The organism is Pseudoduganella sp. GW821-FHT11H04, from assembly GCF_058807935.1.
The window spans coordinates 117,990-130,018 of sequence record NZ_JBXARE010000013.1 but is presented as its reverse complement, the minus strand read 5'-3'; the positions used below and the strand labels follow the sequence as shown (position 1 = coordinate 130,018).

The window sequence follows — 12,029 nt, the reverse complement described above, 5'->3', positions numbered from 1 at the left end:
GCTAAGTAGTACGGGTGGCGCTGTGCGGCTTCAGGGCCGCCTGCGCCACCAGCAGGTCCAGCAGCGCCGGCAACGGCGCCGGGCGTCCCAGCAGGTAGCCTTGCAAGGCATGGCAACCGTGGGCTGCCAGGAAATCCGCCTGGGCCTGCGTTTCCACCCCTTCCGCCACCACGCGCAAGCCCATTTGTCCGGCCATGGCCAGGATGGTTTGCACGATCACCACGTCGCTCGCATCGTCCGGCATGTCCATGATGAAGCTGCGGTCGATTTTCAGTTCATACAGCGGCATGCGTTTCAGATAGGCCAGGCTGGAATAGCCGGTGCCGAAATCGTCGATCGAAAAACGCACGCCCAGCGCGGCCAGTTCGTTCATGCGCGCCACGGTTTCTTCCATCTTCTCCACCAGCAGGCCTTCCGTCACTTCCAGGATCAGCAGCGCCGGCTCCACGCCATGCTCCTGCAGGATGCCGCGCACCTGCTGCACAAAGTCGGCCTGGCGGAATTGCTGCGGGCTGACGTTGACCGACAAGGGCAGCGAGAGCCCGAGCGCCGCCATGCGCTGCTGCGCCAAGCAGGCCTGGCGCAGCGCCCACAGGCCAAGCGGCAGGATCAGGCCCGCATCTTCCGCCAGCGGGATGAATATGGCCGGCGCCACCATGCTGCCGTCGTCGCGTTCCCAGCGCATCAGGAGCTCCGCGCCGTGCAGCCGGCCATGGCAGTCGAACTGCGGCTGGTAGACCATCATCAGCCGTTCCTGATCGATGGCCTGCGCCAGCTCGCGCTCCAGCGTCAGGCGCCGTTCGACCTCGGCCTGCATGGCTGCTTCAAAGAAGGCGATGCCGTTGCGGCCTGCCGCCTTGGCGCGGTACATCGCGGTATCGGCCTCGCGCAGCAAGTCGTCGGCGCTCTGGCCGAACTTGGGCAGCAGCGTCACGCCTATGCTGGCCGAACAGCCGTAGCCCTGGCCGCCGATCTCGAATTCCTGTGCCAGCGTGGCGCGGATCTTCTCCGCCACTGCCTGCGCAGCATTGCCGGCGGCCGCCAGCTCCGGGCCCAGGTGCGACAGCAGCACCACGAATTCATCGCCGCCGATGCGCGCCACGGTATCGCTCTTGCGCACCAGCTCAGACAGGCGCTGCGCCGCCATGCGCAGCAAATGGTCGCCTGTGGCATGGCCGCGTGCATCGTTGATGGTCTTGAAGCGGTCCAGGTCAACGAACATGACGGCGCTGAATATTTGCTGGCGCTCGGAACTGGCCAAAAGGCCGGCCAGGCGGTCCAGCAGCAGGCGGCGATTGGGCAAACCGGTCAGCGGATCGTAGAAGGCCAATTGTTCTCCTTCGGCCAGTGAGCGCGCAAGATGGCGCAGCAGAACGCCGCAGCTGAAGGTCAGGATGCCTGCGATGAAAAGGTAGTTGAGCGCGACGATGGCGGCGCGCGTTGCATCGTCCTCGGACAGGCCCATGGCGGCCGGGTCGGGCGGCGGTGCGAAGCCGGTCAGCACGATGGCCACAGCGCCGGCCACCAGCAGCCAGATGGCCTGCTTCAGTCCGACCAGCAGGGCCGCCAGGCAGGGAACGACCAGCAGGTAGGTATGTGCGACGGGGCCGACTTGCAGCATTAACGCCACGCCTACCGCGAACGCAATCAGCAGGAATTGCATGGCGCGCGTGGTGAAGGACACGACGTTTTGCAGGCGCCACAGGGCAGTCAGCCAGGTCAGCGCGATGGCATCCACCACGATCACGCCCCACAGGCCTTCGCGCGCCGACTGCACCATGCTGGGGATGGCAGTGGCCAAGCCCAGGATCAGGACGACCTGCACCAGGCGCGCAAAGATCTTTTCGCGCCAATGCGTGATCTGGTCAGGGGCTGCCATGCAGGTATTCTCCATCTCGCAAGTACGAATGATGGTACGCGCAAACCCAAGTAGTGTCACTCTTGGTAAAATTTGCGCGAAATACAAGCCTTACAGGAGTAAATTGTTGAGTATCATCGATTTCCCGCCGTCGGCCGCACCAATCAAGGTGCTGCTGGTGGACGACCATCCCTTGCTGCGGGCCGGCCTGGCGGATGCCATCGCCGGCCAGGGGGATATGCGGGTGGTGGCCGAGGCGGGAGACGGCCACCAGGCGGTGGCCGCCTGGGCCGCCAGCCGCCCTGACGTGACCATCATGGACCTGGCCATGCCCGGCATGTGCGGGATCGAGGCGCTGCAGGCGATCCGCGCCCAGTTCCCGGCCGCCCGTGTCGTGATGCTGACCACTTTCGGCGGCGACGCCCAGGTAAGGCGCGCGCTGGAGGCGGGCGCCAGCGGTTTCCTGCTAAAGAGCAGCTTGCGCAAGGAGCTGGTGCAGATGATCCGTGCCGTGCACGAGGGCCAGCGCTACATTTCGCCGGAGATCGCGCAGCAGCTGGCCAGCCACCTTGGTGCTTCCTTGCTCAGCGAGCGCGAAGTGGAGGTGCTGCGTTGCGCGGCAGCCGGCAATGCCAACAAGCGCATCGCCGGCCATCTGGCCATTTCGGAAGAAACAGTGAAGGCGCATATGCGCAGCATCCTGTCCAAGCTCGATGCCAATGACCGCACGCACGCCGTCACCATTGCTTTAAAGCGCGGCATTATCGCGCTGTAAAGCCTCGCTCCCGGACAGGACCGCCATCGCCAGCAGCAGTGCCACGGCCGGCAGCAGTCCGATCGCCATGCCCCAGCGCGAAGCCAGCGCACCGGCCACGCAGCCTGCGGCAAAGCCCAGGATGCCGCCGCCCAGCGCCGCCAGCGCGGGCCGTTCGGCGCCGCCCGCCCGGTCCAGGCAATCGATCACCAGTTGCGTGACATTGCCGGTCATGACGGTGCTGGCAGGCAGTTTGGCCAGCAGCAGCTTGCCATAGCCGTTCTGTGCGCCCATGGCGGCAGCGCACAGCAGGCCGGCTGCCATGTCCCAGCGCGCCACCGCTGCTGCCGCCAGCATGAGAGCTGCCTGCAGCAGGTGGGCCGAACGCAGCGCGTCGTCTCCGGCGCGTTGGCGGCGGCGCACCAGGGCGCGCACCGTCACCACCCCGGCCACGAAAGCCGGGAAGGCCAGCAGCTTCAATAGCACGTCGTTGCCGGGAGCCACCAGCTCGCGCCCGAGCAGCACGAAGTTGCCCGTGACGTGGGCGGTGAACAGCCCGTGCAGGGCGACGAAACCCAGCGTGTCGACATAGCCGGCCAGGAAGCTCAGGTTTGCGCCGCGCGCCATGCTCCCCCCTTTCTCGCCAGGTCGTCCCAGGCCACCAGCAGGAAGCCTCCGGCCAGGCCCAGGTGCTCATAGAAGTTGTTGGCGGCCATGAAGCGCTCCATGCCGGCCAACTCCCAATAGCGATTGGCGACGAAACTGGCCGCCACTGTGAACAGGGCCAGCCAGACCGCGCCCAGCCAGCGCAGGCGGCCCGTCAGCACCATGCCTGCCGCACCCAGCTCGAAGGCGATGACGGCAGCTGCCAGCGGCGCCGCCGGCCGCAGCCCGAAGTGTTGCATTTCGCCGACCGCGCTGCCGAAATCCAGCAGCTTGTTCAAGCCGCCCTGCAGGTAGGCCGCGCAAAGCAGGAGGAGTGCCAACCAGCGCAGGACGTGGATGCCGGCGCTGGCGCGGCTGGTACGCAGGCGCGCAGCGCCCGGGGTGTGCGGCGCCATGTCACACCGCCCAGCAGGAGCAGCCCAGCGCGCCCCAGAACGACTTCAGGTCCGCGATCGGCAAGGAGCGCGTCCAGGCCGTGGCGTGCTGGTGGCCGTGCATGCCGCATTGGCTGGAGCAGCCGCATGCCGCCGCTGCAGCCATCGCGGCCGTCCGCGCGTGCCCCGCATTTCCGCCCTGGGCGCCGCGCGCCGTGGCGCCCGGCATCGTGCCCCAGGCGCCATAGCCGCCATACTGGCGCACTGGCGACCAGTCCGGCATTGCGGGAGGCGTCGGCGGATCAAAGGCGCTGAATGGACCGGCGCCGTACACCACCTTGCCGCCGACCACGGTCAGCAGCGAAGTGGTGTCTGCGATTTCGTCCTCAGGACAGCGCAGGAAGTCCCGGTCCGGCACCATCACGTCGGCCAGCTGGCCGACGGCGATGCGTCCCTTCTTGCCTTCCTCGTTGGAGAACCAGGTGACATTTTCGGTCCACATGCGCAGGGCCGCTTCGCGGTCCAGCAGGTTGCGCTGCGGGTAGAGCCGCATGCCGCCCACCGTCCGCCCGGTGGTCAGCCAGGACAGCGATACCCACGGGTTATACGATGCCACGCGCGTGGCGTCCGTGCCGGCCGACACCTTGACGCCCGATTCGAGCAGGTATTTCACCGGCGGCGTCGCTTCCGCCGCTGCCGCACCGTAGCGCTCGACGAAATACTCGCCCTGGTAGGCCATGCGGTGCTGCACCGCCACGCCGCCCCCCAGCGCTGCAATGCGGTCGATGGATTTCGGCGAAATGGTTTCCGCGTGGTCGAAGAACCAGTGCAGCCCCCCGAGCGGAATCTCCCGGTTGACCTTCTCGAAAACGTCCAGCGCGCGCGAGATGGTTTCGTCGTAAGTGGCGTGCATGCGCCACGGCCAGCGGTTCTGCGCCAGGATGCGGATCACGCCTTCCAGGTCGTCTTCCATATTGGCCGGCATGTCGGGGCGCGGCTGGCGGAAGTCTTCGAAGTCCGCCGCCGAGAAGGTCAGCATCTCGCCCGCGCCATTGTGGCGGAAGTAGTCGTCGCCTTGCTGGTACTTGCTGTTCGCCGCCCAGTTCAGGAAGTCGTCCTTTTCCTGCTTCGGCTTCTGCGTGAACAGGTTGTATGCCAGGCGGATCGTGAGCTCGCCGGCATCGGCCAGTTGCTGGATCACCTGGTAGTCTTCGGGATAATTCTGGTTGCCGCCGCCCGCATCCAGCGCACCCGTCACGCCCAGGCGATTCAGTTCGCGCATGAAATGGCGGGTGGAGTTGAGCTGGTATTCCGGCGGCAGTTTCGGCCCTTTTGCCAGCGTGGCGTACAGGATCGACGCATTCGGCTTCGCCAGCAGCAGGCCGGTCGGATTGCCCGCGCTGTCGCGCAGAATCTGGCCGCCCGGCGGCTCCGGCGTGTCGCGGTCGTAGCCCACGGCGCGCAGCGCTGCGCCGTTCAACAGTGCGCGGTCGTACAGGTGCAGGATGAAGACCGGCGTATCGGGCGCCACGGCATTCAATTCCTCGATGGTCGGCAGGCGCTTTTCCACGAACTGGTGTTCGGTGAAGCCGCCCACCACGCGTACCCACTGCGGCGCCGGGGTAATCGCCACCTGGGCGCGCAGCATGGCCATGGCGTCGGCCAGGGAGCGCACGCCGTCCCAGCGCAATTCCATATTGAAGTTCAGGCCGCCGCGGATAAGGTGCAGGTGGTTGTCGATCAGGCCGGGCAGCACGCGCCGGCCTTGCAGGTCGATGACGCGGGTTTGCGGCCCCGCCAGCGGCAGGATTTCGCGCGCCTCGCCTACGTGGGAAAAACGGCCGCCGGTGACGGCGACCGCATCGGCCTCGGGCTGGCTCTTGTCCAGCGTCGTAAAGCGGCCGTTATGGAGTATCAGCTCCGGTGCAGCAGTCATAGCTTGTCCTCCTTTTTACCGGCGCATGGCAGTTCGCCGAAACAATGCGGCTTGACCTGCTCATGCAGCCAGGATACCTGCTGTTCCTTCGGCGCCAGCCACTGGCGAACCAGCGGCGGCACCTGTTCTCCCAGCAGGATGCCGAGCAGCCCCACCAGCGCCACCACGGGCGGCGCCGGCGAGCGCACGTTCAGCACGCCGTACAGGATGCCGGCCAGCAGGCCGGCACCCAGCGAGAGAAGATAAATCTTCACTGGCCTTCCTTGGCGTGGAACATGGTCTGTGCGTAAATGATACCCAAACCGTAGGCGCCGCCGAATTTTTTGGCGATGCCGGTGGTCAGTTCATAAGTATCGCCGCGCGCCCAGTCGCGTTGCAGTTCCAGCAGGTACTGCAGCGAGGTCATTGGACGCGCGCCGGCTTGCACCATGCGCTCCATGGCGCGTTCGTGCGCCTCGGTTGAGACGTCGCCGCAGGCATCGGCAATCACGTAAACCTCGAAGCCCTGGTCCAGTGCGGACAGCGCCGGACCCACGATGCAGACGGAAGTCCACAGGCCGGCCAGTACGATGCGCTTCTTGCCGATGGCGTTGACGCGGCGGATCACGTTTTCGTCTTCCCAGGTGTTCATCGAGGTGCGGTCGGTCACTTCTGCGCCAGGGAAGGCGTCCTTGACTTCATCAAATACCGGGCCGGAGAAGCTCTTCTCGGCCACGCTGGTGACGATGGTCGACACGTCGAAGCCGGCTGCGGCATGCGCCACCAGGGCGGCGTTGCTGCGCAGCGTGACCGCGTCGATCGAGTGGGTGGCGAAGGCCATCTGCGACTGGTGGTCGATCATGATCAGGGTGTGGTCGCGCGGCGTCAGCAGCAGGGAACCCGGGGTGGCTTTAGCGGTAATGGTCATTTGTATTCCTTTCGTGGATTTACCAAATTGGTCGTAATTTATCGAGTGCGGCGGAAACGCCGGCGCCGTAAGCTTCGTCTGCCTTGTTGCAGTTTTCGATGTGGCGCTGCTGGATGGGCAGCGGCACGCCGGCCAGCGAACGCGCGGTGTTGTCGAACAGGGCCTGGCGCTGCTGCGCGTCCATCAGGCGGAACAGGGCGCGCGGCTGGCTGTAATAGTCGTCGTCGGCGCGGTGGTTCCAGCGCGCGGCGGCGCCTTCCAGCGCCAGCGGCGGCTCGGCGTAGGCAGCTTGTTGCTGCCATTCGCCTTTGGAGTTCGGCTCGTAGCCGATGGTGCCGCCCTGGTTGCCGTCGACGCGCATGGCGCCGTCGCGGTGGTAGCTGTGGAACGGGCAGCGCGGCGCGTTGACCGGGATTGCATGGTGGTTGACGCCCAGGCGGTAGCGCTGTGCGTCGCCATAAGCGAACAGGCGCGATTGCAGCATGCGGTCGGGCGAGAAGCCGATGCCCGGCACCACATTGGCTGGAGTGAAGGCGGCCTGTTCGACGTCGGCGTGGTAATTGTCCGGATTGCGGTTCAATTCCAGCACACCTACTTCATGCAGCGGGAAGTCCTTGTGCGGCCAGACCTTGGTCAGGTCGAAGGGGTTGAAGGCGGCTAGCGCGGCCTGCTGCTCTGTCATCAGCTGCACTTTCAGCGTCCAGCGCGGGTACTCGCCGCGCTCAATCGCTTCGAACAGGTCGCGCTGCGAGGATTCGCGGTCCCTGGCGATCAGCGCCGCCGACTCGTCATCGCTCAGGTTGACAATGCCTTGCTGGGTGGTGAAGTGGAACTTGACCCAGTGACGCTCGCCCGCGGCGTTGATGAAGCTGAAGGTGTGGCTGCCGAAACCGTGCATATGGCGGTAGGAGGCCGGGATGCCGCGCTCGCTCATGACGATGGTCACCTGGTGCAGGGCTTCCGGCAGCAGGGTCCAGTAGTCCCAATTGTTTTCCGCGCTGCGCAGGTTGCTGCGCGGATCGCGCTTGACGGCGTGGTTAAGGTCCGGGAACTTCAGCGGATCGCGCATGAAGAATACCGGGGTGTTGTTGCCCACCACGTCCCAGTTGCCTTGCTCGGTGTAGAACTTGAGCGCGAAGCCGCGGATATCGCGTTCCGCATCCGCCGCACCGCGCTCGCCTGCCACAGTGGAGAAGCGAGCGAACACCTCGGTTTTCTTGCCGACGGCGCCAAACAGCGCAGCCTTGGTAAAGCGCGTGACATCGTGCGTCACCGTGAATGTACCGAAGGCGCCGGAACCCTTGGCGTGCATGCGGCGCTCAGGGATGACTTCGCGGTGGAAGTGAGCCAGCTTTTCCAGGTGCCACACGTCCTGCAACAGCATGGGGCCGCGTGGCCCCGCCGTTTCCACGTTCTGGTTGTCCGCAACCGGCGCGCCGGCTGCGGTAGTCAGTTTGCGATCCATGGTTTAGCCCTTGATGAAGGCCAGCAGGTCGGCGTTCAGCTTGTCCTTGTGGGTGTCGGTCAGGCCGTGCGGCGCGCCCGGGTACACCACCAGCTTGGCGTTCTTCAGCAGCTTGGCAGCGGCCTTGGCAGCGGCGTCGATCGGCACGATCTGGTCGTCGTCGCCGTGCAGCACCAGCATCGGGATCTCGATCTTTTTCAGGTCGGCAGTGAAATCGGTTTCCGAGAAAGCCTTGATGCAGTCGTAGGTGTTCTTGTGACCGGCCATCATGCCCTGCATCCACCAGGCGTTGATCATGCCTTGCGATGGCTTGGCGCCTGGGCGGTTGAAGTTGAAGAACGGGCCGGAAGCAATATCCAGGTAGAGCTGCGAGCGGTCCTTCAGCGAGCCGGCGCGGATGCCGTCGAATACTTCGATCGGCAGGCCGCCTGGATTGTTCGCTGTTTTCAGCATCAATGGCGGCACGGCGGAAATCAGGCCAGCCTTGGCGATGCGCTTGGCGCCGTGGCGGGACAGGTAGCGGGCCACTTCGCCGCCGCCGGTGGAAAAGCCGAACAGCGCGGCGTTCTTCACGTCCAGCAGGTCCAGCAGCTGCGCCAGGTCGTCGGCGTAGTGGTCCATATCGTTGCCGTCCCAAGGTTGGCTGGAACGGCCATGGCCGCGGCGGTCATGGGCGATGGTGCGGAAGCCGTGGTCGGCCAGGAACAGCATCTGCGATTCCCAGCTGTCCGAATTCAGCGGCCAGCCGTGGCTGAACACCACTACCGGGCCGTTGCGCGGCCCCCAGTCCTTGTAATAGATTTCCACGCCGTCGCGAGTGGTGAAGGTGCCGGAAGTGCGGCCTGCAGCGGCGCTGCCCTTGGCGGCAGGTGCAGCGGCGGAAGCGGAGAAGGAGGCGCCGGCGGCGACAGCGGCGGTGGCAGCGCCCAGCAGGACGTTGCGGCGGCGGTTGCTGATAGGGGATGGCATGGAGTGGACCTTTCTTTCTTGTGTGGTTGTAGTCACAAGAAGAATAGCCAATGCCGCGCCGCAGCAAATCGCCCATCCGGGGGCGCGCCGCCTACCTCTTTTGGGGGAGGCGGCGCCGGAAGTTCAAGCGTAGGCTTGCTGCGCCGGGATCGCCAGCTGCACCGTGACGCCGCCCGGGCGTCCCGCTGCGATGTCGAATTGCCCGCCCAGCTGCGCGATGCGCTCGCGCATGCCGGTAATGCCGAAGTGCCCGTTCTTGCCATGCTGCGCCACTGCCGGGTCGAGGCCGATGCCGTCGTCACGCACTTCCGCCAGCAGCGCATCGTCGCGGAAAGTCAGGCGCACCTCGATGTGCTGCGCCTCGGCATGGACCACGCTGTTCAACAGCGCCTCACGCAGTACGCTGGCCAGTTCGGCACAGCTATCCGCGCGCAGTTGGCGCGGCTGGCCAACGATGGTGAAGCTCAGGCGCAATTCGGTGTCGGGCGCTGCTTGGGTGGCAGCGTGGCGCAGCGCTGCGAACAGTTCGTCGGCATCTTGCGCGCGGCGTAGCTCCATCACTTCGTCGCGCGTGATGGCTACCACCGATTCGGCGTAATCGAGGGCCTTGCCGACCATTTGCTGCAACTCCGGTTGCTGCCCGAGCTTTTGCTCCACCAGGTGGAAGCGCAGCAGCAATGCCTGCACGGCCTGCAACAGATTGTCGTGCAAGGTGCGGGCAATGCGGCCGCGCTCCTGCAACGTGGCGTCCAGGCGCAGCGCAGCATACTGTTCGGCGCGGCGCTCGATCACGGCCACCCGCCAGCGGTACAGCAGCATGGCCAGAAACAGGCCCGCAAAGATGGCGGCCATGCGGAACCAGGTGGTCTGCCAGAATTCCGGCAGGATCTCGAAGCTGAATTGGGCCCCATCCTTGTTCCAGACGCCGTCCTCATTGGCCGCGATGACCTCGAAGCGGTAATGCCCAGGCGCCAGGTTGGTATATTGCACCCGCCGCTCCAGGCCTGCTTCGCGCCAGTCATGGTCCACGCCGGAAAGGCGGAACTTCATGCGCACCCGTTCCGGGATCGACAGCGAAGTGGCCGTAAACGCCAGTTCAATGGCCGTGGTCTGCTGGGGCAGCTCCAGCTTATCAAGCGGCAGGTATTCCCGTTCCTGTGTGCGCAGCGATTGCAGCAGCACGGTTGGCGGGCGCATATTGCGCTCGATGCGTGCAGGATCGATCCAGCCGATCTCGGAAACGGTAGCGTAATACAGCCGCCCATCATTGGCCACGGTCAGTGACGGCAAAGGACGCCCGGGCGCCGCGACGCCGCCGATGCCGTCTTCAAAATTGAACAATTCGGCTTCCAGCGCTTGGCCGGGCGCCTTCCAGTAGCGCGCCAGCTCCGCGGCGCCGATGCGATGCAGGCCGTCGTTGCTATGCATCCAAAGGCTGCCCTGGCGGTCGATCGCCATGCCGCTGACGTGGTGGAAGCTGTCGGTGCGCTCGGGGCGGAGTGCATGGGCCTTGCCATTTTCGACCCAGGCGGCGCCAAGGTCGCCGCCCACCAGCAGTTTGCCGCCGACGTCCAGCAGGCACAGTACATTGCCCACTTGCAGGCCGGCGCTGGCCGGCAGCAGCTTTGCTGCGCTTGGCGTCAGCTCTGCCAGGCGGCCGCCGGTCAGGCCCAGCCAGGTCTTGCCGCTGCTGTCCGTCAGCATGGAAATCGGCACCGGATCGGAGAAACCTTGCAGGCGCCGGTCCGGCTGCCATTCGCCATCTGTAAAGCGCCACAGTCCGTTGCGCGCAATCGAGACCAGCAGGTGGCCGGGGCCGTCGGCCGCCATCGCCTGGATTTCGCCCGTATGCCCGGCCTCTGGCGGCAGCGCCCAGCGCCGCTCGCTCGTTCCGCGAAATTCCCATAAAGCGTCACCGCCCACCCAGACATGGTCCGGGGCCAGGCGCATGAGTGTCGTCAGGCTCTTCACCGGTGTCGCTTGCCGGCTGCCGTCGGCCTTGAGCCGCAGCATTGGACCGCGGGCAGAGCCGAACCAAAGTTCGTCGTCGAAACCGCGCTGGGCCAGCCAGTAAAAGCTGCTGGGCAGCTCCGGCAGGCGCTGGAATCGGTGGCGCCGCAGGCGCTCGACGCCGCTTGGTGTCGCAAGCCACAGATTGCCTTCGCGGTCAACGGTCGGGCGCAGGATCCCCTCGCGCCCGCTACCGTTGGCGAGTAATTCCACCGGCCGCAGCGTTCCGTCGTCATCCCGCGCCAGCCGCACCAGGCCATCGGCGCGGGTTGCCCATTGTGAGCCATGCGGTCCGGGCGTTGGGGCGATGCTATACAGCTCGGGGTGGTCGTAGCGGCTTTGCGTGACCGTGGGCACGATGTCGACCAGCGCAAAGTCCTTGCCTTCAGGCTTGGCGTACAAGCCTTCCGTGCGCTGGCTGATGCGCGCATTAGACGGCACCTCCACGTGGACAAAGTCCTCGCTGCCGAGCGGGCGCACAAAGTACTCATTGCCAAAATTCGCCCACACGCGGCCGGATGGGTCGATGGAGACCCAGGTCGCCGAGCCTTTTGGCAGCGAGGCCCGTCCCTCCGGCTGCCATTTTCCGTCGCGCAGGACGAACAGGCCGCCGCTGGTTGCGATATGGAGCACCGCCTCCTTGTCGATAGCGATGTCGTTGACGGATCCGCGCGGGAAGTCCCGTCCTGCGACAAAATGCGTCACCGCGCCAGGCTTGAATATACTTAAGCCGCCGAAGTAGTAGCTGATGGCCAGCCCGCCCTGCACCTTGCGAGCCATCCTGATATTGGTCGACGGCAGTGCGTGCCCATATACCTTGTCTACCTTGCGAAAGTGCAGGCCGTCGAAGCTATGCAGCCCGGAAGGGGCCGAGAACCACAGCATGCCGTCGTCGGTCTGGGTGGCGGTCTGCGACAGCAGCGGCGCGCCGTCGGCCTGGGTCCAGCGCCGCAGCTCGTAGCTTTGTCCATCCGGGCGCAGCGCCGCGCTGGCGGCAGCGGCTCCATCATTGGCCCCGTGCGCGGCCGTGGCCAGCCAAGCGCACAATAACAGCCATGCCCGGCCTCGTAAAACCATGCTCTTTCCTGTT

Annotated in this window: 10 protein-coding genes; 1 reads left to right on the top strand and 9 read right to left on the bottom strand. The window is 65.7% G+C overall.

Annotation, left to right across the window (positions count from 1 at the left end; translation table 11 throughout):
- Position 1: 1 nt before the first annotated feature.
- On the bottom strand, positions 2–1,879 hold the full coding sequence (locus tag AC1RTP_RS23215) for a putative bifunctional diguanylate cyclase/phosphodiesterase (protein ID WP_498610933.1): 1,878 nt from the start codon (positions 1,877–1,879) through the stop codon (positions 2–4).
- A gap of 106 nt (positions 1,880–1,985) precedes the next feature.
- Between AC1RTP_RS23215 and AC1RTP_RS23210 the strand changes: the two genes are divergently transcribed.
- A complete protein-coding gene (locus AC1RTP_RS23210; protein ID WP_498610931.1) occupies positions 1,986–2,633 on the top strand; it encodes a response regulator in 648 nt (215 codons plus the stop codon).
- Here the strand turns inward: AC1RTP_RS23210 and AC1RTP_RS23205 are convergent.
- From AC1RTP_RS23205 to AC1RTP_RS23170, 8 genes are all read right to left on the bottom strand, one after another.
- Positions 2,607–3,239, bottom strand: a complete 633-nt coding sequence (locus tag AC1RTP_RS23205) for a YoaK family protein (protein ID WP_498610928.1) — start codon at positions 3,237–3,239, stop codon at positions 2,607–2,609. The genes AC1RTP_RS23210 and AC1RTP_RS23205 overlap by 27 nt on opposite strands.
- Positions 3,218–3,673, bottom strand: coding sequence for a DoxX family protein (locus AC1RTP_RS23200; RefSeq protein WP_498610926.1), 456 nt, complete (start codon positions 3,671–3,673; stop codon positions 3,218–3,220). The genes AC1RTP_RS23205 and AC1RTP_RS23200 overlap by 22 nt, the downstream gene beginning before the upstream one ends.
- Before the next feature lies 1 nt (position 3,674).
- Positions 3,675–5,588, bottom strand: coding sequence for an amidohydrolase (locus AC1RTP_RS23195; RefSeq protein WP_498610924.1), 1,914 nt, complete (start codon positions 5,586–5,588; stop codon positions 3,675–3,677).
- Entirely contained in the window at positions 5,585–5,842 is a 258-nt protein-coding gene (locus tag AC1RTP_RS23190) for a DUF1427 family protein (RefSeq protein ID WP_498610922.1), read from the bottom strand. The genes AC1RTP_RS23195 and AC1RTP_RS23190 overlap by 4 nt, the downstream gene beginning before the upstream one ends.
- Positions 5,839–6,495 carry a hydrolase gene (locus tag AC1RTP_RS23185; RefSeq protein WP_498610920.1) on the bottom strand — a complete coding sequence of 219 codons (657 nt, stop codon included), beginning with the start codon at positions 6,493–6,495 and terminating at the stop codon, positions 5,839–5,841. The genes AC1RTP_RS23190 and AC1RTP_RS23185 overlap by 4 nt, the downstream gene beginning before the upstream one ends.
- A gap of 19 nt (positions 6,496–6,514) precedes the next feature.
- Positions 6,515–7,960 carry a catalase gene (locus tag AC1RTP_RS23180; protein ID WP_498610918.1) on the bottom strand — a complete coding sequence of 482 codons (1,446 nt, stop codon included), beginning with the start codon at positions 7,958–7,960 and terminating at the stop codon, positions 6,515–6,517.
- A gap of 3 nt (positions 7,961–7,963) precedes the next feature.
- The gene (locus AC1RTP_RS23175) at positions 7,964–8,929 is read right to left on the bottom strand and encodes an alpha/beta fold hydrolase (protein ID WP_498610916.1); all 966 of its coding nucleotides are present in this window, start codon (positions 8,927–8,929) and stop codon (positions 7,964–7,966) included.
- A 123-nt stretch (positions 8,930–9,052) separates the two neighbouring features.
- The gene (locus AC1RTP_RS23170) at positions 9,053–12,016 is read right to left on the bottom strand and encodes a sensor histidine kinase (RefSeq protein WP_498610914.1); all 2,964 of its coding nucleotides are present in this window, start codon (positions 12,014–12,016) and stop codon (positions 9,053–9,055) included.
- Between the last annotated feature and the right edge of the window lie 13 nt (positions 12,017–12,029).